24 protein-coding genes are annotated in these 21,635 nt (G+C 68.0%); 17 read left to right on the top strand and 7 right to left on the bottom strand.

Going from position 1 to position 21,635, the window contains the following annotated elements; translation table 11 throughout:
• Nucleotides 1–52 precede the first annotated feature (52 nt).
• Nucleotides 53–865, bottom strand: coding sequence for a response regulator transcription factor (locus LGN10_RS03405; RefSeq protein ID WP_226221769.1), 813 nt, complete (start codon nucleotides 863–865; stop codon nucleotides 53–55).
• Nucleotides 866–1,310: 445 nt separating this feature from the next.
• Here LGN10_RS03405 and LGN10_RS03400 point away from each other — a divergent pair, with 445 nt between their 5' ends.
• From LGN10_RS03400 to LGN10_RS03355, 10 genes are all read left to right on the top strand, one after another.
• Nucleotides 1,311–2,753 (top strand): sensor histidine kinase, encoded by a 1,443-nt coding sequence (locus LGN10_RS03400; protein WP_124864028.1) that lies wholly within the window; start codon nucleotides 1,311–1,313, stop codon nucleotides 2,751–2,753.
• Entirely contained in the window at nucleotides 2,750–3,409 is a 660-nt protein-coding gene (locus LGN10_RS03395; protein WP_226221768.1) for a response regulator transcription factor, read from the top strand. Before LGN10_RS03400 ends, LGN10_RS03395 begins: the two co-directional genes overlap by 4 nt.
• A gap of 107 nt (nucleotides 3,410–3,516) precedes the next feature.
• Nucleotides 3,517–4,233: an outer membrane protein gene (locus LGN10_RS03390; RefSeq protein WP_226221766.1), complete on the top strand. Its 717-nt coding sequence runs from the start codon at nucleotides 3,517–3,519 to the stop codon at nucleotides 4,231–4,233.
• Nucleotides 4,234–4,414: 181 nt separating this feature from the next.
• Nucleotides 4,415–5,422, top strand: coding sequence for a serine protease (locus tag LGN10_RS03385; protein WP_226221764.1), 1,008 nt, complete (start codon nucleotides 4,415–4,417; stop codon nucleotides 5,420–5,422).
• A 114-nt stretch (nucleotides 5,423–5,536) separates the two neighbouring features.
• Nucleotides 5,537–5,884 (top strand): ArsR/SmtB family transcription factor, encoded by a 348-nt coding sequence (locus LGN10_RS03380; RefSeq protein ID WP_226221762.1) that lies wholly within the window; start codon nucleotides 5,537–5,539, stop codon nucleotides 5,882–5,884.
• 22 nt (nucleotides 5,885–5,906) lie between these two features.
• Nucleotides 5,907–6,401, top strand: a complete 495-nt coding sequence (locus tag LGN10_RS03375) for an arsenate reductase ArsC (RefSeq protein WP_226221757.1) — start codon at nucleotides 5,907–5,909, stop codon at nucleotides 6,399–6,401.
• Nucleotides 6,402–6,464: 63 nt separating this feature from the next.
• On the top strand, nucleotides 6,465–7,562 hold the full coding sequence (gene arsB, locus LGN10_RS03370) for an ACR3 family arsenite efflux transporter (protein WP_059638845.1): 1,098 nt from the start codon (nucleotides 6,465–6,467) through the stop codon (nucleotides 7,560–7,562).
• Nucleotides 7,559–8,281: an arsenical resistance protein ArsH gene (arsH, locus tag LGN10_RS03365; protein ID WP_104013172.1), complete on the top strand. Its 723-nt coding sequence runs from the start codon at nucleotides 7,559–7,561 to the stop codon at nucleotides 8,279–8,281. Before arsB ends, arsH begins: the two co-directional genes overlap by 4 nt.
• A 220-nt stretch (nucleotides 8,282–8,501) precedes the next feature.
• Nucleotides 8,502–8,954, top strand: a complete 453-nt coding sequence (gene arsN2 / locus LGN10_RS03360; RefSeq protein ID WP_226221755.1) for an arsenic resistance N-acetyltransferase ArsN2 — start codon at nucleotides 8,502–8,504, stop codon at nucleotides 8,952–8,954.
• A 148-nt stretch (nucleotides 8,955–9,102) separates the two neighbouring features.
• The gene (locus LGN10_RS03355) at nucleotides 9,103–9,765 is read left to right on the top strand and encodes a MarC family protein (protein ID WP_059576287.1); all 663 of its coding nucleotides are present in this window, start codon (nucleotides 9,103–9,105) and stop codon (nucleotides 9,763–9,765) included.
• A 54-nt stretch (nucleotides 9,766–9,819) separates the two neighbouring features.
• On the opposite strand, the gene LGN10_RS03350 is transcribed toward LGN10_RS03355, so the two are convergent.
• The 5 genes from LGN10_RS03350 to LGN10_RS03330 form a co-directional block, all read right to left on the bottom strand.
• Nucleotides 9,820–10,671, bottom strand: a complete 852-nt coding sequence (locus tag LGN10_RS03350) for an ion transporter (protein ID WP_226221749.1) — start codon at nucleotides 10,669–10,671, stop codon at nucleotides 9,820–9,822.
• Nucleotides 10,672–10,736: 65 nt separating this feature from the next.
• The gene (locus LGN10_RS03345) at nucleotides 10,737–11,546 is read right to left on the bottom strand and encodes a TlpA family protein disulfide reductase (RefSeq protein WP_226221784.1); all 810 of its coding nucleotides are present in this window, start codon (nucleotides 11,544–11,546) and stop codon (nucleotides 10,737–10,739) included.
• A 526-nt stretch (nucleotides 11,547–12,072) separates the two neighbouring features.
• Nucleotides 12,073–12,984: a LysR family transcriptional regulator gene (locus LGN10_RS03340; RefSeq protein WP_226221747.1), complete on the bottom strand. Its 912-nt coding sequence runs from the start codon at nucleotides 12,982–12,984 to the stop codon at nucleotides 12,073–12,075.
• A gap of 75 nt (nucleotides 12,985–13,059) precedes the next feature.
• Nucleotides 13,060–13,764: a cysteine hydrolase family protein gene (locus LGN10_RS03335; RefSeq protein ID WP_081059096.1), complete on the bottom strand. Its 705-nt coding sequence runs from the start codon at nucleotides 13,762–13,764 to the stop codon at nucleotides 13,060–13,062.
• 388 nt (nucleotides 13,765–14,152) lie between these two features.
• The gene (locus LGN10_RS03330; protein ID WP_226221745.1) at nucleotides 14,153–15,163 is read right to left on the bottom strand and encodes a hypothetical protein; all 1,011 of its coding nucleotides are present in this window, start codon (nucleotides 15,161–15,163) and stop codon (nucleotides 14,153–14,155) included.
• 178 nt (nucleotides 15,164–15,341) lie between these two features.
• Here LGN10_RS03330 and LGN10_RS03325 point away from each other — a divergent pair, with 178 nt between their 5' ends.
• Nucleotides 15,342–15,593: a type II toxin-antitoxin system Phd/YefM family antitoxin gene (locus LGN10_RS03325; RefSeq protein ID WP_059638851.1), complete on the top strand. Its 252-nt coding sequence runs from the start codon at nucleotides 15,342–15,344 to the stop codon at nucleotides 15,591–15,593.
• Nucleotides 15,593–16,012: a type II toxin-antitoxin system VapC family toxin gene (locus LGN10_RS03320; RefSeq protein ID WP_226221743.1), complete on the top strand. Its 420-nt coding sequence runs from the start codon at nucleotides 15,593–15,595 to the stop codon at nucleotides 16,010–16,012. The genes LGN10_RS03325 and LGN10_RS03320 overlap by 1 nt, the downstream gene beginning before the upstream one ends.
• A 119-nt stretch (nucleotides 16,013–16,131) precedes the next feature.
• Here the strand turns inward: LGN10_RS03320 and LGN10_RS03315 are convergent, their stop codons facing one another.
• The gene (locus LGN10_RS03315; protein WP_059576272.1) at nucleotides 16,132–17,169 is read right to left on the bottom strand and encodes an aldo/keto reductase; all 1,038 of its coding nucleotides are present in this window, start codon (nucleotides 17,167–17,169) and stop codon (nucleotides 16,132–16,134) included.
• 127 nt (nucleotides 17,170–17,296) lie between these two features.
• Between LGN10_RS03315 and LGN10_RS03310 the strand changes: the two genes are divergently transcribed.
• The 5 genes from LGN10_RS03310 to LGN10_RS03290 all read left to right on the top strand — a co-directional run bounded on the left by LGN10_RS03310 (nucleotide 17,297) and on the right by LGN10_RS03290 (nucleotide 21,619).
• A complete protein-coding gene (locus LGN10_RS03310; RefSeq protein ID WP_226221741.1) occupies nucleotides 17,297–18,178 on the top strand; it encodes a LysR family transcriptional regulator in 882 nt (293 codons plus the stop codon).
• Nucleotides 18,179–18,361: 183 nt separating this feature from the next.
• Nucleotides 18,362–18,661 (top strand): ArsR/SmtB family transcription factor, encoded by a 300-nt coding sequence (locus LGN10_RS03305; RefSeq protein ID WP_059576266.1) that lies wholly within the window; start codon nucleotides 18,362–18,364, stop codon nucleotides 18,659–18,661.
• Between the two features lie 20 nt (nucleotides 18,662–18,681).
• Nucleotides 18,682–20,034 carry a pyridoxal phosphate-dependent decarboxylase family protein gene (locus LGN10_RS03300; protein WP_226221739.1) on the top strand — a complete coding sequence of 451 codons (1,353 nt, stop codon included), beginning with the start codon at nucleotides 18,682–18,684 and terminating at the stop codon, nucleotides 20,032–20,034.
• 183 nt (nucleotides 20,035–20,217) lie between these two features.
• Nucleotides 20,218–20,685 carry a cupin domain-containing protein gene (locus LGN10_RS03295; protein WP_059576260.1) on the top strand — a complete coding sequence of 156 codons (468 nt, stop codon included), beginning with the start codon at nucleotides 20,218–20,220 and terminating at the stop codon, nucleotides 20,683–20,685.
• Between the two features lie 112 nt (nucleotides 20,686–20,797).
• Complete coding sequence (locus LGN10_RS03290) at nucleotides 20,798–21,619, top strand: SDR family NAD(P)-dependent oxidoreductase (protein ID WP_226221737.1); 822 nt, start codon at nucleotides 20,798–20,800, stop codon at nucleotides 21,617–21,619.
• Nucleotides 21,620–21,635: the final 16 nt, after the last annotated feature.

Raw genomic sequence — 21,635 nt, 5'->3', positions numbered from 1 at the left:
GGCCAAGGTGCCCCCATGATAATGGAGTCCGATCGGTACGCAACGCTGCCCGTCAGGGTTGCGCGGCGCGCGTGCCGTCGGCCCGGCGCGGGTCCGGCCCGGGCGGTTCGTCCGGCTCGCACGTGACGAGCCGGTACCCGAACCCGTACATCGTCATCATTCGCACGCCGTGCCGCCCGTCGAGTTCGAGCCGGTCGCGCAGATACGCGACGTGCGTGTCGAGCCGCCGGCTTTGCGACGCGACGAGCGAGCCCCACACGAGCTGGCTCACGTGCGCGCGATCGAGCGCACGGCCCATGTTCAGGAAGAACGCGGTCGCGATCTGGAAGTGCTTCTCGGTCAGCACGTGCTCGCGGCCGGCGACGGTCACGCTGCGCGCGGCCGTATCGAACTCGAACTGTCCGATCCGCCAGTGGCGATGATGGATCGCACGGTGATGGGACCAGCGCAGCCACGTCGCGATGCTGCCGATCAGCGCGTCGGGCGACGCGGCGTAAGGCAGATGCTCGTTCGCACCGGCCACGAAACACGCCGATTGCGCGAGATCCGCATCGCGCTGGCTGATCGACATGATCGCCACGGTGTCGGCGAAACGCGCGCGCAGCGCGCGGATCGCGTCCGTCGTGCGGCGGCAGGCCGTTTCGCATTGCACGATGAAGAGATCGAACGCGCGCGTGTCGCAGGCCGCGAGCAGATCGGTCAGATATTCGAAGCGCAACGGCCGGTAGCCGGCGCGGCGCAGGATGTCGTCGATGCGCAGCCGATCGTAGCCATGGCCCGCGCGGCGCAGCCGGTCGTCGAACATGCCGCGGCTCGGATGGTCGATCGTCAGGATCGCGATCGCGGTCGAAGGGGCGTCGGTCACGGTGCGAGCGGGCGAAGCCGGTGCGGCGCGGTGGTGGCGTGCGTTCGCGACCGGAGGGAAAGAAGCGGGATCATGGCCGGAAGGCTCCGGGCAGGGAGTGGTGTGATGCCGTCCAAAAAAAGTCCCGCCGGAGAGGGCGGGAAAAGTATCGACTATGGAGCCTGATCTCCTGGAGACGGAGAACAAGCAGGCCGATTGTGGTCGTTTCGGAGTCTGAAGAGAATCAGTCCAGTCCGAAACTGCACGGCGCTGCCACGGAAAGCGCATGTTTGGGACCGGTCTGACAGGAAACATAACGGCATTCGGACCACAGGCCATGCGGAGTTGCCGACAATGGAGCGCATCGCATGCGGCGTCGCGACGGCTCCTCCGCGTTCGCCGCATCGCGCGGGCCGTGTACCGCGCTGCGTGCCATCCGTCATCCGTTGCCGAATCCTCGTTGCCCATGAAACCTTCCGTCCGACTCGTCGCGCTGCTGGCGTGGCTCGCGCTCAGCCTGGCCGGCACCGCGTTCGTCGTGTCGCGCGCCGTCGCCGACGCGTACAACCGCTTCTTCCAGGATTCGAGCATTACGATCCGTCTGCTCGCGCAGAAGGCCGCGCAGCACGAGGCGATCCTCGCGACGCTCGGCGCGTCGTCGCTGGCCGCGCCGCCCGCGCACATGCTCGACAGCCTGCGCGAGCGGATGCCGCAGGTCGACGGGCTCGCGTACTGGCGGGCCGGCGCGGGCTGGCAAACCGACGGCGGACCGGCGCCGGCCGAGCCGCCGCGGCCGACGCCCGGCAAACCGTTCGCGATGGTGTTCGACGGCGCCGCCGCGTACTGGCTCGTGGCGAATTCCGGCTGGGCCGTGCGTGTCGATCCGCGCCAGATGATTCCGGCGGGCGACTGGTCGTCGGCGATTTCGTCGGCGGCGCTGGCGGTGCGCGATCGCCGTATCGACTTGCTGTCGCGTGCTTCCGGCAGCCCACTGCCCGGTTGGACGATGCATCTGGAGAAGCGCCTGCCCGCGCAGCCCCAGGCATTCGTGCTGCACACCACGCGCACGCTGACGGCCGCCGATCTGCCGTGGTTGCCGATCGCGTTGTGGAACGCGGTGGCCGCGCTGCTCGTCGCGGGTGCGCTCGTCGCGTGGCGGCTGCGCGAGGCGCGGCGCCGCGAGGATGCCCGCGCGCGGCTCGACCGCTTCGGCCGGCTCGATACCTTCGGCGAAATGGCCGCCGGCCTCGCGCACGAGCTGAACCAGCCGCTCGCGGCGATCGTCAGCCACGTGCGTGCGGCCGAACGCCTGCTCGATCAACCCGACGAGCGCGACAGCGTGCGGCGGGCGCTGCAGACGAGCGTCGCGCAGGCGAAGCGCGCGGCCGCGATCCTGGAGCGCATGCGCGAAGCGGTCGCCACCGCGCATGGCGGCGAGCGCCGCGCGCTCGATCCCGATGCGATCATGCACACGCTGCTGTTCCTGTACCGCGACGAATGCGCGCGCGAGCACGTCGCGCTCGGCTGGCACAACGCGGCGCCGCGCGAGCGGCCGTTCGCCGAGCCGATCGCGGTCGAGCAGATCCTGCACAACCTGATCCGGAACGCGCGCGATGCGCTGGCCGGTACCGGGGCCGGCACGTCGCGCGGCGAGATCCGCGTGAGCGGCGCGCGTGTCGGCCGGCATTACCGCTTCAGCGTCGTCGACAACGGCCCCGGCGTGCCGGAAGACGCGCTGCCGCGCCTGTTCGAACCGTTCTTCACGACGCGGGCGCGCGGGCTCGGCCTCGGGCTGCCGCTGTGCGACACGCTCGCGCAGCGCCAGGACGGCGCGCTGACGGTGCGCAACCTGCCGTCGGGCGGTGTCGAGGCCGTGCTGTCGTTGCCGCTGGCAGAGGAGGCCGCATGAATGGCTCGCCTTATTCGGCGCCCGCCGCAGCGGTCGTCGCGATCGTCGACGACGACGAAGCCGTGCGCGACGGGCTTGCATTGCTGCTGCGCACGGTGGGCGTGCCGACGCGCTGCTATCCGGACGCGCCGGCGTTTCTTGCCGATGCCGACGACCCGGCGCTCGGCTGCGTGCTGCTCGACATCCGGATGCCGGGGATGAGCGGCCTCGACGCGCTCGACGCACTGCGTGCGCGACGTGACCTGCCGGTGATCGTGATGACGGGCCACGGCAACGTCGATGCGTGCCGGCGCGCGTTCAAGCGCGGCGCGCTCGATTTCCTGCGCAAGCCGGCGGACGACGACGAGCTGATCGATACGGTTCAGCAGGCGCTGCGCCGGCAGGCGGCACAACGCGGGCAGGACGATGCGGGCCAGACGCGCGCGGCCCGTATCGCGACGCTGAGCGCGCGCGAACGGGAAGTGCTCGACGGCATCGTGCGCGGCTGGAGCAACAAGGAGATCGCGCGCGTGCTCGGGCTGTCGCCGCGCACCGTCGAGACCTATCGCGCGAACGTGTTCGACAAGCTGCGGGCCGCGTCGCTCGTCGAACTCGTGCGCGATTACGCGGCGCTCGCGGGCTCGGCGCTTCCATCGCATCGCATGGCGCCTCCGTAGCGCTACGGAGGCGCAACCCGTAGCCGAACGGGTTCAACGATCGCGGCGCGATTCCTACGATGGGGGCTTCTCCGACCAGTCATCCATCGTCAAGGATTCGATTCATCATGATCAAGCGCTTTGCCGTGCCGTCCACGCTGGCCCTGCTGTTCTCGGGCGCCGCTTTTGCCGATACCGTCGCCGCGCCGGAAACGAAGAAGACCGCCGAACTCGCCGACGCCGGCTACTACGCGACGGGCCGCGTCATCGGCGCGTTCGACAACGCGGTGAACATGGAGCTGACGAGCCCGCGCGTCACGAGCCGCGTCGGCGGCCCGGAGCCGGGCTCGAACGTCACCGGCTCGCTCGGCCTCGGCTACCAGTTCGGCAACGGCTGGCGCGCGGAAGGCGAATACGTGTTCAAGCGCACCAACAACTTCACCAGCTACTGGGCGCCGTTCGACGCGAACGCGAACGAATTCCACGTGTCGGCGCAGCGCCTGATGCTGAACGGCTACAAGGACTTCGATCTCGGCCGCGGCTTCTCCGTGTACGGCACGCTCGGCATCGGCGTCGCGATCGTGTCGGCCGACGGCTGGCAGACCAACGACACGCGCCGCTTCGCGTCGAAGACGCAGACCAATCTCGCGTATTCGGCCGGCGCGGGCGTGAGCTATGCGATCAACAAGCGCTTCTCGATCGACCTCGGGTATCGCTATGTCGACATGGGCAACGTCGAGACCGGCTTCAACACGTTCGCGAACCGCGTCAACGCGCGCGACGAACAACTGAAGTCGAAGCTGTCGTCGAACGAGGTGTTCATCGGCTTGCGCGGCCGGTTCTAAGCGCCGTCCGCCGGGCCGGCCGCGCATCGGTAGGACCAGGCCGACTACCGTCCGGATCGAAGGTAACGCAGTCCGATTTACCGAAACCGGCGCGACGGCGATACTCGGGGTCATTCGTTTAACTACGGGAGCACGGATTGCCGCGGCGGATGTCGCGCAATGCGTCGTCGACATCATGAGCATGCAGGACATCACCGGCCATTACGCGATTCCGCTCGCGCATCCGTTCTCGGATGTGCCGCCGCCGTACGGCCGGCGGCGCCGGCCGTTCGTGGCGAGCCGGCGGCCGAGACCGAACGTGTTCGACCTGAAGGGCACGCGCCGCGCGGCGATGCCCGCGGCCGGGCAAGCCGACATGGTTGTTCGCGCAACGAAGTCGCGCAAGGCCGAGAAGGCGGTGCGTGCGGAGGATTTCGGTTCGGATAACCGGGCATGGGTCCGGCCGCACCCGCTGCGCCGCCACTGGCGGCTCACGCTGATGGCGTGCGCGCTGTTCGGCGCGACGTGCGTTTTCGCGACGCATTTCGTCGATGAACGTCAGCATGCGGCGGAGCATGGCGCCGTCTATTCGGCGGCAATCCTGGCGGCGCCGACGGCGGCCGTTGCCGCGACGCAGGTGGCGCAGGCGACCGGCAGGGCGGCCGAAGTGGCGATCGTGCCGGCCGATCGTGCGACGGCCGCGGACGGCCAGGTTGCCCGTCCGGCGGCTGTTGCGGTGGAAGCGGCGGAAGCGGCATCCGCGGCATCGCGTGCGCTGCATGCCGGCCGCGCGCCGTCGGGCGATGCGCCGGTGGCCGTGGCGATGGCGATCGCATCGGATGCCGTCGTGGCGCAAGCTGCGGCGCCGGATGCCGAACCCGCATCACCGGTCACCGCGAAGCCGGCTGCTGCCGCCGCACGTTCGGCGGCGAAGCCTGCCGCCATGTCGCGCGGCAAAAAGGCGCCGGACGCGGCGTCGAACGGGCAGGCGGCCCCGCCATCTCGTGGTGCGGCAACGCATGCGCAACGGGCCGCACACGCAGGCGAGCCGGCGGGCACGCCCGCATCGAGTTCGGCCGAGGCCGTCGGCATGACCGCCGCCGAGTTCGCGCAATGGCTTGCCACGACGCGCGACGCGTCGCGGCCGGCAGCGGGCGACACCGATCTCACGGTCGCGTTGCCGAGTCACACGCGGTTGATCGGGCGCTGACGGCGCACGTCGCGCGCGGCGCACGTCGCGCGTCGTCTTGGGGGCAGACCATTCCGGCGACGCCATGGTTCGGCGTCGCTTTCCTGGTTTCCATATTTCGATTATTATCAAACAATGGAAACGAACCAGACCATTGCCGCCCTTGCGGCGCTCGCGCATGAATCCCGGCTTGCCGTCTTTCGCGCGCTCGTGCAGGCGGGGCCGCAAGGCATGCCGGCCGGCCGGATCGCGACGCTGCTCGACGTGCCGCCATCGTCGCTGTCCTTTCACCTGAAGGAACTCGCGCATGCGCAGCTCGTCACCAGCCGCCAGGAAGGCCGCTTCGTCTTCTACGGCGCGAACTTCGACACGATGAACGGGCTGCTGGGCTATCTCACGGAGAACTGTTGCGGCGGGAATCCATGTTCGCCGGTTTCCGTCTGTTCGCCGTCGGCAAAGAGCAACCGCAACCGGCAATCCTGACGCGCATTCGCGCGCCCCGCCCATGACCGCCAACATCCTGATCCTCTGCACCCACAACTCGGCACGCAGCGTGCTGGCCGAGGGCATGCTCAATCACTGGGCCGCGAAGCTCGGCAAGGATGTGCGTGCCTACAGCGCCGGCAGCGCGCCGAGCGGTCGCCTCAATCCGTTCGCACTGGAAGCGCTGACGAACGCCGGTGTCGACGTGGCCGGATACCGCAGCAAGAGCTGGGACGAGTTCGTTGGCGACGGCGTGCCGGAAATGCGCGTCGTCATCACCGTGTGCGACGGCGCGGCGGCGGAAACCTGTCCGTACTGGCCCGGCAGCCCGGTCAAAATCCATTGGGGCTACGCCGATCCGTCGAATGCGACGGGCGGTGACGAAGGCAAGCGCCGCGCGTTCGAACTCACGCGTCAGGCGATCGGCTATCGCATGCTGCAGTTGCTGGCGCTGCCGCTGGACCGCATGAGCCATGCCGAACTCCAGACGGCGTTGACCGCGATCTCGCAAACCTGATCATTTGCGCGGCGGTCTGCCGAAACGCGCGAGCGCCAACGACTTCGAGGCTGAACCTGTCCGATGAACACATCCAACGTCGCCCCGCCGGGCAAGGCTGTCGCAAAGCCTTCCATCAACTTCTTCGAACGCTACCTGACGATCTGGGTCGCGCTGTGCATCGTCGCCGGCATCGCGCTCGGCCAGGTGCTGCCCGACCTGTTCCAGCGGATCGGCCGGATGGCGTACGCGCAGGTCAATCTCCCGGTCGGGCTGCTGATCTGGGTGATGATCGTCCCGATGCTGGTCAAGGTCGACTTCGGCGCGCTGCACGAGGTGCGTCGGCATGTGAGAGGCATCGGCGTTACGCTCGTCGTGAACTGGCTCGTCAAGCCGTTCTCGATGGCGTTTCTCGGCTGGCTGTTCATCCGCCATCTGTTCGCGCCGATGCTGCCGGCCGACCAGCTCGACAGCTACATCGCGGGCCTGATCCTGCTGGCCGCGGCGCCGTGCACGGCGATGGTGTTCGTATGGAGCCGGCTGACGGGCGGCGACCCGCTGTTCACGCTGTCGCAAGTCGCGCTGAACGACAGCATCATGGTGATCGCGTTCGCGCCGCTGGTCGGCCTGCTGCTGGGGATGTCGGCCATCACGGTGCCGTGGGCGACGCTGCTCACGTCGGTCGTGCTCTACATCGTGATTCCGGTGATCTTCGCGCAGCTGTGGCGCAAGATGCTGCTCGCGAAGGGGCAGGCGGCGTTCGACGCCGCCATGGCGAAGGCCGGCCCGTGGTCGATCGCCGCGCTGCTGGCCACGCTCGTGCTGCTGTTCGCGTTTCAGGGCGAAGCGATCCTGCGGCAGCCGCTCGTGATCGCGCTGCTCGCGGTGCCGATCCTGCTTCAGGTGTTCTTCAATTCGGCGCTCGCGTACTGGCTCAATCGCGCGGTGGGCGAGAAGCACAGCGTGGCCTGCCCGTCGGCGCTGATCGGCGCATCCAACTTTTTCGAGCTGGCGGTCGCGGCCGCGATCAGCCTGTTCGGTTTTCATTCCGGCGCGGCGCTGGCTACCGTCGTCGGCGTGCTGATCGAGGTGCCGACGATGCTGCTGGTCGTGCGTATCGTCAACCGGTCGAAGGGCTGGTACGAGTGCCGGCCCCGAGATCACGAGAGAACCGCCCCATGACCGACTCCCTGAAAGACCTGCCGCAACTCGACGCCACGCTGTTTCACGTGCCGGACGTCGCGCACCTGCGGCCCGCGGCGCCGTCGACCCATTCGCCGAGGTTCCTGCTTCTGTACGGGTCGCTGCGCGAGCGTTCGTTCAGCCGCTTGCTGGTCGAGGAAGCTGCGCGCCTGCTCACCGCGATGGGCGCCGAGGTGCGCATGTTCAATCCGAGCGGATTGCCGCTGCCGGACGATGCGCCGGAGAGCCACCCGAAAGTGGTCGAGCTGCGCGAGCACGTGATGTGGTCCGAAGGCATGGTGTGGTGCTCGCCGGAACGGCACGGCGCGATGACCGGCATCATGAAAGCGCAGATCGACTGGATTCCGCTGTCGACGGGCGCCGTGCGGCCGACGCAGGGCAAGACGCTCGCGGTGATGCAGGTGAGCGGCGGCTCGCAGTCGTTCAACGCGGTGAACCAGATGCGCGTGCTCGGGCGCTGGATGCGCATGCTGACCATCCCGAACCAGTCGTCGGTGGCCAAGGCGTTCATGGAATTCGACGAAGCGGGGCGGATGAAGCCGTCCGCGTATTTCGATCGCGTGGTGGACGTGATGGAGGAACTGGTGAAGTTCACGCTGCTCACGCGCGACGTCGGCCCCTATCTGGTCGACCGGTACAGCGAGCGCAAGGAAAGCGCGGAGGAACTGTCGAAGCGCGTCAATCAAGCGCGTATCTAGGGTCTGTTGACATACGGAACGCGACGCCCCGAATACTCGACGTATCGCCAAGGCGCACAACGCGGCGAGCGGGCATTCGCATGTGCATTCCGCATGTAAATGTAAACAGATTGCCATTGAATGGACACCCGGGCGCATCGCGCGCATTCCGGCGCGGCGCGTCGGATTTGCGCGAGTGTGCTGGATTCGGGGAATGTCACGGCAAACCGGGAGTGGAACCATGGTGTTTCTTCGTCAAGCGACCGAATCCGATCTGACCGCGATCGACGCGCTGCTTCGTGCCAGCGGTTTGCCGACTGCGGGCGTTGCCGTACATCTGCCGCATTTCATCGTTGCCGACGCGGCATCCGGCATCGTGGGGTGTGGTGGAATCGAGCTCCACGGACGCCATGCGCTCATTCGTTCGATCGCTGTCGTCGAACACGCGCGTCGCGCCGGCGTCGGGCGGATGCTGGTGGCTCGCCTGCTCGCGGAATGCCGCGCGCGTGCCGTCCAGTCGGTCGCGCTGCTGACCACGACGGCGGAAGACTACTTCGTCACGCAAGGCTTCGTCCGTATCGCCCGCGAGGCGGTGCCCGCGCCGTTGCTGGCGTCCAGCCAGTTTCAGGGCGTCTGTCCGGGGTCGGCCGTCGCGATGCTGATGATCTGCGACGCAAAAATCGGACGTGGCTGATTTCCTTCCCGGTTCATATTCCCGACAATTCAGGTTCTGCGGCCCGGCACACCCCCGTGTGCCGGATCATGGAGATATCTCCTCTTCGCGGCTGGTCTTCCCGACTGGCCGCTTTTTTATTCCTGTTCGTTACCGGAGAGTACGATCGATGCAGCTCGACCGTCTGATCCCTGAAATCCTGTTCGGCTTCACCGGCCTGATCGGCATCATCAATCCGGTCGGTATGGCATTCGTGTTTCTCGAGCGCACGCAATCGCTGACCGAAGCCGAGCGCGCGATTCTGTCGAAACGGCTCGCGACGAACGTCTTCGCCACGCTGCTCGTGATTTTCTTCGCCGGCGCGCCGGTGCTGAATTTCTTCGGAATATCGATGGAGGCGCTGCGGATCGGTGGCGGCTTCGCGGTGGCCGTGGCCGGCTGGTCGATGCTCAACGCGCCGGACGTACCGGCCGGCGGCGACGCCGCCGCGCACGGCGACGACCTGCACAAGCTGATGTCGCGCGCGTTCTTTCCGCTGACCGTGCCGCTGACGATCGGCCCGGGCTCGATCGCGGCCGGCATCGCACTGCATGCGAACCGCGCGCATACGGCGAGCGACTATCTGTTGTCGGGGGTCGTATCGGCAGCGGTGGCGGCGCTCGTCGCGTTCGCGATCTGGCAGATCTACAGCCGCGCGACGACGCTCGCGCGCTATCTCGGCAGCGAAGGGACGAAGGTCGCGATGCGCGTCTCCGCATTCCTGCTGCTGTGCGTGGGCGTGCAGATCATGCTGACGGGAGTGGCCGCGTTCGTGCAGACGCTGGGCGGGTAGGCGCGATGAAGGGGCGTCGTCGTGGCCGGCTTTCGAGGCCGGCGGCAATGTCGGCTACGTGTCGTTTCGATGCGCATCCGCGCGCCCGCGCGGTGCCGCATCGGTTTCCCCATGCGACGGGAGCGTGGCGCCGCAATGCGGGCAACAGGATATGTCGCCCTTGCCGGCCCGCTTGTGCTCCAGCGCCGACGCGACCAGCTCCGCGCCCATGATCCCGGTCGGGAACGCGATGATCCCGTAGCCGAGCAGAATCGCGCACGACGTGATCAACCGGCCGAGCGGCGTGACGGGCGTCAGGTCGCCGTATCCGGTCGTGCTCATCGTCACGGCCGCCCAGTAGACGCCCACCGGAATGCTCGTGATCCCGTGCTCCGGCCCTTCCACGAGAAAGATCACGGTGCCGAGAATCACGACGAGCACGAACATCCCGCCGATGAACACGAAGATCTTGCGCCGCGCGCGCGTGAGCGCGCGGATCAACATCTGCCCTTCCTCGAGATAGATCGATAGCCCGAGGATGCGGAACACGCGCAGCAGCCGCAGCAGCCGCACGTCGATCAGCGCGTGCAGGCCCGGGAAGAAGAACGCGAGGTAGGTCGGCAGCACCGATACGAGATCGACGATGCCGAAGAAGCTGCGCGCATACGCGGCCGGCTTCTTCGCGGTGCAGAGGCGCAGCAGGTACTCGGCGGAAAACAGCAGCGTGAACGCCCATTCGGCCGCGTAGAGCGCGTGGCCGTATTGCTGGTGCAGCTCCTGCACGCTGTCGGCCATCACGACGAGCACGCTCGCGACGATCAGCGCGAGCACGGCGATGTCGAGCTTGCGCAGGAACGAAGGGCGGCGCGCGACGTGCGCGACCGCATCGCGCGCCATATCGAAGGCGGACTGGATCAGCGAAATCATGGGCCCGAGTGTACGGGCCGTGTATCGCCCGGCCTATCGGACAGGTCTGATTCCTGCGTTGCGGGCTACTGCCCGAAGCGTTGCGTAACGGTGTCCTTCAACCGCGCGGCGGTCAGCTCGCCCATGTGCGATTCCACGAGTTGGCCTTTCGCGTCGAAGAACAACGTGGTCGGCAGCCCGCGCGAGCCATACGCATGCATTGCGTGCAGCGAAGGGTCGAGCAGCACGTGATCGAAGCGCAGGTGCTGCTGTTCGAGGAACGCGCGCACCGCTTGCGCGCTTTCTCCCTGGTTGAGCATCAGCACCGTGATGCCCGGATGGTCGCGCTGCGCCTGTTCGAGGATCGGCATCTCGCGGCGGCACGGCGCGCACCACGTCGCCCACAGGTTCACGACGACCGGCTTGCCGACGAAGCCCGCCGGCAACACGGGCGTCGAATCGAGCGCCTGGAGCGGCATCGCGGCAAGCGGCGGCGCGCCGCGCTGCAACGTCGCGAGCGTGCCTTGCGCGATACCCCACGCACCGAGGCCCGCGACGATGCCGGCGAGCACCGGCCGACGCAGCGCGGGCAGACGGCGCAGGCGCCAGCCGGCGAACACCAGCGCGGCCGCGATACCGATGCGCGCGTCGAAGCCGCCGTCGCCGAGCGCGACGATCGCGCGCGGCGTCGCCGCATAGTCCGGCCACCATTGCGCCACATAACCGACCCGAGCGGCAATCAGCCCGAGCAGCAGCACGTCGAGGATCAGGCTCGACGCGCTCTTGTGATGCCCGTTCGGCGGACGGCGCTGGATGAAGCGCGCGACGAGCCACGCCAGCAGCGCGGCGACGGCTACCGCGACGACGCGGATCGAGAAGGGACCGATGCTCAGCATGAGGCAGGAAGAATGATGGACGTGATCGAGCGGGGCTGAAAGGCGGAGGGCCGCCGCGGCGATCGAGCCGTCGGCGGTCATGCGGCGTTTCGACCGGTTGCCGCGGATGGGGTTCCTTTCCCGAACGTAACGGCGTGTTGCGGATCGCGACAGGCGCCGGGCGCGGTAGCCCGGGATTGCACGCCGTTCACGCTGGCGTGCAGCGAATCAGACGGGTCCGATGGTCATCGGCATGTCGTTCATCAACAATATGCAGGCCGGTCTGGTGTGGTGTCCGCCGGTATCCCGCACAGGGATCTCTCCTTGACGGCCGCTCCGCTCGCGAGCGGCCGCTTTTTTTAGCGTCGTGCGTGCACGCGTGAATGCCTTGTGGCGGTCGGTGGGCGCGGCCGCACTCCGGTGTATATCGGCTGGTTTAACGGAATAGGAACGCTGCCAGATGCGAGCACAGGGCATTCACGCGTTCGCGACATGACGCCCGTCTCGGCTGCCCCGGCGCATCCGCGGGCGGCTGTCGATCGCTTGCTCACTGGCCGTCGCCGCCGACATGCGTGCCGTAAAGCGCGGCGACGAAGTCGACAAACGCACGCACCTTCGGCGGCACGTGCCGGGATTTCGGATACAGCGCGTAGTAGCGGCGCTTCGCCAGCGTATGGCCGGGCAGGATCGGGACGAGCCGCCCGTGCGCGATGTCGTTGCTTACCGTGTGGTGCGTGAAGGCGCCGATGCCGAGGCCGCCGAGCGCGGCCGCATGCAACGCGGTGATCGCATCGATGCGCAGCGGGCCGTCGAGCCGCACCGTGACCGGTGCGCCGCTCGGCGGTGTGACGCGCCAACTGATCCGGTCGTCGCCGCCGCTGTAGGCGAGCAGATCGTGTTTCGCCAGTTCAGCGGGTGTGCGCGGCAGGCCGCGGCGCGCGACATAGTCCGGCGCCGCGACGAGAATTTCGTCGGAGATCGCCAGGGTTTTCGCGACGAGATCGGAGTCCGGCAGTTCGCCGCTGATGCGCAGCGCGACGTCGAACCCTTCGCCGATCAGATTGACGAAGCGGTCGCTGCACGACACGTCGAGGCGAATGTCGGGGTAGGCGGTGCGGAACGCGGGCAGCCATGCCGGCATTTCCAGCGTGCCGACCGACAGCGGCATGCTGACGCGCAATACGCCCGACGGCTGGCCCGGCGTATCGGTCACGTCTTCCGCCGCCGCCGCGACGCGCTCGAGAATCTCGACGCACGCGTCGTAATAGCGCTCGCCGGCGGGTGTCAGCGAGAAATGGCGCGTGTTGCGGTTGACGAGCTGCACGCCCAGGCCGGCTTCGAGCAGTTTCAACTGGCGCGATACGGTCGAATGGGTCGTGTCGAGGCGATCGGCCGCGGCCGAGAATCCTTTTGCTTCGACGAGGCTCCGATAGACGCGCATCGCGAGCAGTTGATCCATGTCGGGCTCCGGTTCGCGGAAGAAACGGTGATCGGGCCGCCGCACCCGCTTCGACGGGTGCGGTGCGGCGAACGATCAGCGCAGCGGCAGGGCGAGGATGTCGGCCGTCGTCTTCACGTCGCCGAACGTATCCTCGATCTCGGCGAGCGCGGCGCGGTGCAGCGTGTCCTTGTCGATCGACTGGCCGTTCGCGCGTGCGATGGCGCGCGTCGCAGAGGCGTCCGATGCTACCACGACGCCGTATCCGAGCGGCGCGGCATCCCGGGCGGCGCCGGCGACGCATGCGTGCGTCATCAGGCCCGCGATCACCAGCGTCTTGATACCGTCCGCCTTCAGGCGCTTGTCGATATCGGTGCTCGCGAACACGCTGACCGTTTCCTTCCGCACGACGGTGTCCTGCGCGCGCGGCTTCATTTCCGGAATGAACTCGACGGTCTTGCCGCCGAGTGCGAACAACGCCGAGCCCGCTGGCGCGACGTGCTGGACCTGGTAGACGCGCATGCCGTTGCGGTCCGCGAAGTCGATCAGGCGCTTCGCGTTGGCCATCGCCTGTTGGACGTCGGCGATCGGCATCCTGCCGTTCAGGTATTCGTTCTGGAAATCGATGACGACGAGCGCGGTCGTCTTCGGGTCGAGATGGTCGATCGGTTGCGCGCCGGCCATCGCGCGAATCGTCGGCGTGGCGGGCAGGCTGGATGCGGCCTCGGCGGTCGGCAGCATGGTGGCGGCCGACGCGAGGACGGCGTAGCGGGCGAGGTTGCGGATCGAGAATGCAAACATGACGGGACTCCTGTGGAAATGTCGAGTGCCTCGAACTATAGGGACGTCGCCGCGAATACGCGCCACCGCCGGGAAAACATCACCTGTGCGGACGGCGAACGAATCGCGCGGGACCGCGGCCTGGCGATGCGTTGTGCGAATGACAGGCCCTTGGTCTGTCCGTCGGTGCGTCATGCAAGGATAAAAAACGGGCGCGCATCGATCACTCGGTCCCGGCTGATTCAGGCGGGAATTCCCGTGAGGCGGGTCTTATCGAACGCAGGAGACACGCGCAAGCGAAAGGCGGCGTAAGCGCCGGGCGTCGTTGCGGCCGCAAGCAGCGGCGGCTTTTTGATAGACAGGCAGGCTTGCGGGAAGCGGGAAGCGGGAAGTGCGAAGCGTGATGCCGTCAGCGTCGGGAGCCGTTGCCCGATTCCGCCTCACCGAGCCGATACGCGGTAAAGAACGCGTACCACGGCGACCCTTGCGCGACCGGTATGCCGAGCGCCGCCGTCCGCTGTTTCAGCGCACCGAACACATCGTTGACGAACGTATTCAGCGCTTTGTCGCCGAATGGAACCGGTTGCGTTCGTCCTGCGGCGAACGCGCCGTACGCGATCGCCAGCAGGCGCGCGCCGTCGTCGGTTCCCGCGATCGTCGCGTTGATCGTGTCGACGAAGCGTGGCCGGTCTTCATCGCGCGCGGCGGACAGGCACAGGAACACGATCGCCGATAGTTCACGCCGGTCTTCCACCGTCAGCAGCGCAGGCAGCCGGGCAACGATCCGCTCCGCGGGTTCCTCGCGCAGCGCATCGCCGAAGTCGAGTACGGCGGTCATCGGATTCGTGTCCGCTTTCAGGCGCTCGAGCGCCGGTTGCGACGCCGACGACACACCGTCTTGCGTCGCGGCCGGTGCGGACCGCAACGCGTCGGCCACCTGCCGCGCCCACTCCGGAAAGATCATCCGCACGTTGCCGAACTGCTCGCCGCCTTCGGCGGCCGGATTCCACCGATAGACGATCGTGCCGCCGCGAATGAACGGCGAATACAGGTGCTCGGGTGTTTGCGGCAGCGGCCGCCGGTTGATCGGCAGCCACGCGAGCGTGAGCCAGTCGTAGCGGCCCGTCGCGGGCACGGCGGGGCTCGCGCTCGCGACGACCTGCCACGTGCCGCGATTCGCATAGCGGCGGCGCGCGTCGGGTACCGGGACGGTGCGGCCTTTCGCGGTGTCGAAATACGTGTTGCCCGTGACGTTCGCGCCGCTGTCGGCGGCCGGCGTGATGGCCGAGATGACCCACGACGCGCCGTCCGCCGAGCGGTAGTCGGACGGCTTCAGCGTCGCCACGTCGTGCACCATGCGCGTTTCCGCCGCGACGGGGCCTGGCGGCGCATTGGCGGGTGCGGCGAAGAGACTCGGCATGGGCAGTCCTCGGATTCGGGTGCGCATCGTCGAGCGGGGGATGCGGTGCGGTTGTTTTCTCGTAACTGTAGGACGTTGCTACAGATATCGCGAGGAATCCCGGCGCACAGGGCGAGGAGTGACACGGATTCACATTTTGTAGTAACATACCTACATATATGGCTTCCAGGAGTCCATCGTGACCATCACCACCCTCTCGAGTCGCGAGCTCAACCAGGACGTGACCAAGGCAAAGAAGGCGACGAAGGATGGCCCCGTGTTCATCACCGACCGCGGCAGGCCGGCCCATGTGCTGCTGAGTTTCGAGGAATACCAGCGTCTCACCCGGCAGCGGCGCAACATTGCCGACTCGCTCGCTATGCCGGGTGTCGAGGACATTGAGTTCGACCCGCCGCGCGCAAACGTCAAAATCAAGGAGGTCGGCTTCTGATGATGTTCGTTCTTGATACCAATGTGGTTTCGGAACTCCGGAAAGTGCGGGCGGGCAAGGCGGACAGGAACGTGGCGGCCTGGTGTTCGACCGTCGATGCGTCGGTGCTGTTTGTCTCGGCCATCACGATCATGGAACTGGAGACGGGTGTCTTGCAGGCAGAGCGCGGAGACACGGAACAGGGGGCGCTTCTCAGGGCATGGCTTGACGGGCACGTGCTGCCCGAGTTCGCTGGGCGCGTGTTACCGGTCGATACCGCCGTCGCCCAACGATGCGCACGGCTCCATGTGCCGGACCGGCGATCCGAGCGGGACGCGCTCATTGCTGCGACGGCGATCGTGCATGGCATGACGGTCGTGACGCGCAACGTTGCCGGTTTTGTTGAAACCGGTGTCGCGATTCTGAATCCGTGGGATTGAGCGAATAGATCAACTTGCTCCCGAGGCGAAATCGAATTCTGCCGCTGGTCGCAGTCGTCTTCGCGGGCATCGAACATCGGCGCGACCGACGCGTCGCGCCGCCGCGTCAGCGTTGCCCTTTACCCGCGCATCGGCGGATCGAGCCGCGCGAACGCCGCCTGCCGGCGATACGGGAAATGCGGATACGGCGCTTCCACCGCGCTCGCCGCATCGAGCGTCGCCATCTGCGCATCGGTCAGCGCCCAGCCGACCGCGCCGAGGTTCTGCCGCAACTGCTCCTCGTCGCGCGCGCCGACGATCACCGACGACACGGTCGGCCGCTGCAGCAGCCAGTTCAGCGCGATCTGCGGCACCGTCTTGCCGGTTTCCTCCGCGATCGCGTCGAGCGCGTCGACCACGTCGTACAGGCGCGCGTCGTCGACCGGCGGCCCGTAGCTGGCCGTTTCATGCAGGCGGCTGCGTTCGGGCAGCGGCGCGTTGCGCCGGATCTTGCCTGTGAGCCGGCCCCAGCCGAGCGGGCTCCACACCAGCGCGCCGAGGCCCTGATCGGCGCCGAGCGGCATCAGGTCCCACTCGTAGTCGCGGCCGACGAGCGAGTAGTACACCTGGTTCGCGACGTAGCGCGACCAGCCGTGCCGGTCGGCCGCCGCGAGCGACTTCATGATCTGCCAGCCGGCGAAGTTCGACACGCCGATATAACGGAGCTTGCCCGCGCGCACGAGATCGTCGAGCGTCGACATCACTTCCTCGACCGGCGTGCTCGCATCGAACGCGTGCAGTTGCAGCAGGTCGATGTAGTCGGTGTCGAGGCGGCGCAGCGCGTCGTCGACGGCGCGCACCAGCCGTGCGCGCGACGTGCCCGCGTCGTTCGGGCCGTCGCCGGTCGGCAGGCCCGTCTTGGTCGAGATCAGCGCCTGGTCGCGGCGCCCCTTGAGCGCGGCGCCGAGCACGCGTTCGGACGCGCCGTCGGAATACACGTCGGCCGTGTCGAACAGGTTGACGCCGGCTTCGAGGCAGATGTCGACCAGGCGGCGCGCTTCGTCGACGCCGGTATTGCCCCATGCGCTGAACAGCGGGCCGGTGCCGCCGAAGGTGCCGGCGCCGAAGCTCAGGGCGGGGACCTTGAGGCCGGAGCGGCCGAGCGTACGGTATTCCATGTGCATTTCCTTTCGTCGTGTGAGCGCGGCGCGGCCGCGCGTCGATCGTCACGCGATCACTGTACCGTTTGCGGCTTTTCCAGATAATCCGGAAGATGGCGAAAATATCCTTCGGATGGAGCGAACAATGCTGCTCGACAACCTCGCGCTGTTCCTGCGCATCGTGGAGAAGGGCGGGCTGGCCGCGGCCGGCCGCGAGGTCGGCCTGTCGCCGGCCACGGTGTCCGAACGGCTGACGGGGCTCGAGCGCCACTACGGCGCCGCGCTGCTCACGCGCACGACGCGCGCGATCAGCCTGACCGACGAGGGGCGCACGCTGGTGGACGGCGCGCGACGCCTGCTGGCCGAGGCCGACGAACTGGAAAGCCGTGTGCGGCTGGGCATGCAGACGCTGTCGGGGCCCGTGCGGCTCAGCGCGCCGGCCGATCTCGGCCGCGAGCGGGTCGTGCCGGTCGTCGACGCGTTCCTGGCCGAGCATCCGGGCGTGACGGTCGACCTGCATCTCGGCGACGGATATGTCGATCTCGTCGGGCTCGGGCTCGATTTCGCGATCCGCCGCGGCACGCTGGCCGACAGCTCGTTGCGCAGCCGCTCGCTCGGCCGGGCGCGGCGCGCGGTGTGCGCGTCGCCCGCGTATCTCGCCGCGCATGGCACGCCACGGCATCCGGACGAACTCGCCGAGCACGACTGCATCGTGATGCGCTTCGGCCAGGATCTGTATGCCGAATGGCCGTTCAGCATCGACGGCACATTGAAGCGCGTGGTGGTGCGCGGCCGGCGCGTCGCCAACGACGGCGCGCTCGTACGTGCGTGGTGCGTCGCGGGGCACGGTATCGCGCTGAAGTCGCTGGTCGATATCGAGCGGGATCTCGCGTCGGGCGCGCTCGTCGAGGTGCTCGCCGCGTTCTCGCCGGGCGACGTGGATCTGCAGATCGTCTATCCGGGCGGCGTCGCGCAGCCGCAGCGCGTGCGGGCGTTGATCGACAGGCTCGCGCAGGCGCTGGCGTAGCGGCACGTTGCTTGCGCCGCGTACGAGCGGCGAGCGGTTGCGGCGGCGATATTGCTGCGATTGCATCGGTGCCCGATGTCGGCGCGTGGCGACCCACATCACGTGCCGAAAGCGCGCCCCGGATTCATTGCCCACATTTCGTCATTTAGCTAATATTCAAAACGACAAACGAAGCCGAACCCCATGGACGACGTCACCCGCCTCAGCGCCCTGGCCAACGAAAGCCGTCTGGCCGTGATGCGCTGGCTCAAGCAGCCGCGCAAGCATTTCCCGCCGCAGCCGCACGGCGATGTCGACGCGCTCGGCGTGTGCTGCACGTACATCACCGAGAAGCTGGGCATCGCGCCGGCCACGACCACGCGCCACATGCGCATCCTCGCGGATGCCGGGCTCGTGCAGGCGACCCGCGTCGGCAAGTTCACGTACTACAAGCGGATCGACGGCGCGCTGCGGCAGCTCGGCCGCGATCTCTCGCAACTCTGACTCCGACCGAGGCAACCGACATGGATGAACTTGCACTGCTGGCCGATGCCGACCGGCGCGCGCACGCGTATCTGGCCGCGACGAACGAACGGCGCGCGTTTCCCGATGCGGGGGCGCTCGCCGGCCTTGCGGCGTTCGACGAGCCGCTGCCCGATACGGGCCGCCCGGCCGACGACGTGCTGCGCCTGCTCGACGAGCGCGGCACGCCCGCGACGGTCGCATCGAATGGCCCGAACTACTTCGGCTTCGTGATCGGCGCGACGCTGCCGGCCGCGGCGGCGGCCGAGCGGCTGATGCTCGCGTGGGACCAGTGCGCGTCGTCGTATGCGAATTCGCCGGTGGCCGCGACGCTCGAGCGCCAGGCCGCGCGCTGGGTCGTCGAGGCGCTCGGGTTGCCCGAAGGCAGCGCGGTCGGTTTCGGCACGAGCGCGACGGCCTGCACGCTCGTCGCGCTGGTGGCCGCGCGGCGCGCGCTGCTCGCGCGCAAGGGCTGGGATATCGACGAAGATGGCCTGATCGGCGCCCCCGAGGTGAAAGTCGTGATCTCCGCGCTCGCGCACATCACGGTGAAGAAGGCGCTGCGCGTGCTCGGCTTCGGGATGAAGCGCATCGTCGTCGCGCCGGTCGATACGCACGGCCGGATCGACCCGGCGCAGTTGCCGCCGCTCGACGACATGACGATCTTCTGCGTGCAGGCCGGCGAAGTGAACACCGGCGAATTCGATCCGTTCGCGGCGCTGATTCCGCCCGCGAAGGCGGCCGGCGCGTGGGTCCACGTGGACGGCGCGTTCGGCCTGTGGGCGCGGGCCTCGTCGAAGCGCACATTGACGGACGGCGTCGACGGCGCGGACAGCTGGACGACCGATGGTCACAAGTGGCTCAACACGCCGTACGACGGCGCGATGGTGATCTGCCGCGACGCGGCCGCGCTCGCCACCGCGATGAACAGCGACGCCGTGTACCTGAGCGGCGCGCAGGATGCGCAGAAGAATCTGAACCTCGAATTCTCGCGGCGTGCGCGCGGCATTCCCGTGTGGGCCGCGCTGCGCTCGCTCGGCCGCGCGGGCGTCGCGACGATGGTCGAGCGGCATTGCGCGCAGGCGGCGCGCGTCGCGGACGGCTTGCGCGCGGCCGGCTACGACGTGATCAACCGCGTCGTGCTGAACCAGGTGCTCGTGCGCGCCGGCACCGACGAGGAAACGGCGGCGATTCTCGAAGCCGCGCAGGCGTCGGGCGACGTGTGGTTCGGCGCGACCGTATGGCAGGGGCGGCCGGCGTTCCGGATCAGCGTGTCGTCGTGGCGCACGGAGGATGCGCACATCGATCGGCTCGTCGCATTGCTGACGAGGTTGCGCGGCGTGCACGCGGGTTGAGCGTCACGCGTCGTCCGGCGTCCTAACGGTTGCGTACGCAACTTTCTGGCGTTCGATGAAGTGCCGCGCGGCATGCGGGGCGCGCGACACATCCGCAAGCGTGAAAATGTCGGACAATAGTCATCGCGCGGGCCGCTCCGGCACCGCGCGTTCAACCGAAGCATTCACGCTTGCGAGATCCCCATGTCGACTTCCTTTCCCCGGGAACTGCTGAAGGCCGCCGATATCGCGAAGATGGAACCGACGCGCGAGGTGCATTCGCTCAACCCCAATGCCGTTCGTCTGAAGCGGCAACTCGGCGACCTGACCGGGCTGACGCAATTCGGCGTTCATCTGCTCACACTGATGCCCGGTCACGAATCGGCCGAATATCACCGCCATCTGTACGAAGAGGAATTCGTGTACGTGCTGTCCGGCACCGGCACGGTGACGATCGGCGGGCACGCCAGCGAAATAGGGCCCGGCGATTTTCTGGGTTTTCCGCGCGGCGGCGACGCGCATACGGTGCAGAACACCGGCGAGGCGCCGCTGGAGCTGCTCGTTGGCGGGCAGCGGCTCGAACACGACGTGTGCGAATACCCGCGTATCGGCAAGCGGCTGTATATCGCCGGCCAGCTCGAGGAGTATGTCGAGCTGCCGAAGGCGCCGTGACGGCGGATTGAACGTCATCGCCGGAGCGGCCGTTCGGCCAATCAGGATGAATTCGCTTCTCGCGACCCTGTCGCGCTTATGATGCGGGAACGCCACTGAAAGGTTCCACGCCATGGACGCGCCGCTCCCGCCGATGTCTGCCCCGATTTCCGAAACGGCTCCTGAAACCGAAGCCGCCGGCGAGCCGCGCGCGTCGCGCGTGCACCGGCCGGTCGCGCTCGTGACCGGCTCGACGTCGGGGATCGGGGCGGCCGTCGCGCGGCGCCTCGCGGCCGACGGCTACGCGGTGATCCTGCATTCGCGCACCTCGGCCGACGCCGGGCGTGCGATGGCGCACGAACTCGGCGGCGCCTATGTGCAGGCCGATCTCGCCGACGACGCCGAGCGCGTGAGATTGATCCGCGACGCACTCGCCGTGCACGGGCGGCTCGACGTGCTCGTCAACAACGCGGGCGTTAGCCGCGTGATTGCGCACGACGACCTCGCGGCGGCCACGCCCGACGTGTGGCGCGAAATGCACGAGATCAACGTGATCGCGCCGTTCCGGCTCGTCGCCGAAGCGGAGGCCGCGCTGCGCGACGCGGCGTCGCACGGGCGTGCCGGATGCGTCGTGAACGTCAGTTCGCATGCGGGCGTGCGGCCGAAGGGCGCGTCGATTCCGTATGCGGCCGCGAAGGCCGCGCTCAATCACACGACGCGGCTGCTCGCGCGCACGCTTGCGCCGGCGATTCGCGTCAATGCGGTCGCGCCGGGGCTCGTCGATACGCCGCTGACCGCCGACTGGACGCAAGCGCAGCAGCTGTGGCGCGAGCATGCGCCGATGCGTCGCGCGGCGACGCCGGACGATATCGCGCAGACGGTCGCGATGCTCGTCGCGTCCGATTACGTGACGGGCGAGATCGTGATGCTCGATGGCGGGTTGAACCTGACGTGACGGGGTGACGCGGAGA

Source organism: Burkholderia sp. AU32262 (assembly GCF_020419985.1).
In the GTDB taxonomy this organism is placed as follows: Bacteria; Pseudomonadota; Gammaproteobacteria; order Burkholderiales; family Burkholderiaceae; genus Burkholderia; species Burkholderia semiarida.
The sequence above is the reverse complement of the archived record's forward strand: the minus strand, read 5'-3'. Positions and strand labels throughout refer to the sequence as shown.

Excerpts from the sequence above, each read along its gene's own strand:
- LGN10_RS03400 (WP_124864028.1), top strand. The coding sequence starts at position 1,311 with ATGAAACCTTCCGTCCGACTCGTCGCGCTGCTGGCGTGGCTCGCGCTC.
- LGN10_RS03305 (WP_059576266.1), top strand. The coding sequence starts at position 18,362 with ATGGACGACGTCACCCGCCTCAGCGCCCTGGCCAACGAAAGCCGTCTG.
- LGN10_RS03295 (WP_059576260.1), top strand. The coding sequence starts at position 20,218 with ATGTCGACTTCCTTTCCCCGGGAACTGCTGAAGGCCGCCGATATCGCG.
- LGN10_RS03385 (WP_226221764.1), top strand. The coding sequence starts at position 4,415 with ATGCAGGACATCACCGGCCATTACGCGATTCCGCTCGCGCATCCGTTC.
- LGN10_RS03335 (WP_081059096.1), bottom strand. The coding sequence starts at position 13,764 with ATGTTTGCATTCTCGATCCGCAACCTCGCCCGCTACGCCGTCCTCGCG.
- LGN10_RS03290 (WP_226221737.1), top strand. The coding sequence starts at position 20,798 with ATGGACGCGCCGCTCCCGCCGATGTCTGCCCCGATTTCCGAAACGGCT.
- LGN10_RS03375 (WP_226221757.1), top strand. The coding sequence starts at position 5,907 with ATGACCGCCAACATCCTGATCCTCTGCACCCACAACTCGGCACGCAGC.
- LGN10_RS03320 (WP_226221743.1), top strand. The coding sequence starts at position 15,593 with ATGATGTTCGTTCTTGATACCAATGTGGTTTCGGAACTCCGGAAAGTG.
- LGN10_RS03345 (WP_226221784.1), bottom strand. The coding sequence starts at position 11,546 with ATGCTGAGCATCGGTCCCTTCTCGATCCGCGTCGTCGCGGTAGCCGTC.
- LGN10_RS03330 (WP_226221745.1), bottom strand. The coding sequence starts at position 15,163 with ATGCCGAGTCTCTTCGCCGCACCCGCCAATGCGCCGCCAGGCCCCGTC.
- LGN10_RS03350 (WP_226221749.1), bottom strand. The coding sequence starts at position 10,671 with ATGATTTCGCTGATCCAGTCCGCCTTCGATATGGCGCGCGATGCGGTC.
- arsN2 (WP_226221755.1), top strand. The coding sequence starts at position 8,502 with ATGGTGTTTCTTCGTCAAGCGACCGAATCCGATCTGACCGCGATCGAC.
- LGN10_RS03300 (WP_226221739.1), top strand. The coding sequence starts at position 18,682 with ATGGATGAACTTGCACTGCTGGCCGATGCCGACCGGCGCGCGCACGCG.
- LGN10_RS03395 (WP_226221768.1), top strand. The coding sequence starts at position 2,750 with ATGAATGGCTCGCCTTATTCGGCGCCCGCCGCAGCGGTCGTCGCGATC.
- LGN10_RS03315 (WP_059576272.1), bottom strand. The coding sequence starts at position 17,169 with ATGGAATACCGTACGCTCGGCCGCTCCGGCCTCAAGGTCCCCGCCCTG.
- LGN10_RS03340 (WP_226221747.1), bottom strand. The coding sequence starts at position 12,984 with ATGGATCAACTGCTCGCGATGCGCGTCTATCGGAGCCTCGTCGAAGCA.
- arsB (WP_059638845.1), top strand. The coding sequence starts at position 6,465 with ATGAACACATCCAACGTCGCCCCGCCGGGCAAGGCTGTCGCAAAGCCT.
- arsH (WP_104013172.1), top strand. The coding sequence starts at position 7,559 with ATGACCGACTCCCTGAAAGACCTGCCGCAACTCGACGCCACGCTGTTT.
- LGN10_RS03390 (WP_226221766.1), top strand. The coding sequence starts at position 3,517 with ATGATCAAGCGCTTTGCCGTGCCGTCCACGCTGGCCCTGCTGTTCTCG.
- LGN10_RS03310 (WP_226221741.1), top strand. The coding sequence starts at position 17,297 with ATGCTGCTCGACAACCTCGCGCTGTTCCTGCGCATCGTGGAGAAGGGC.
- LGN10_RS03380 (WP_226221762.1), top strand. The coding sequence starts at position 5,537 with ATGGAAACGAACCAGACCATTGCCGCCCTTGCGGCGCTCGCGCATGAA.
- LGN10_RS03355 (WP_059576287.1), top strand. The coding sequence starts at position 9,103 with ATGCAGCTCGACCGTCTGATCCCTGAAATCCTGTTCGGCTTCACCGGC.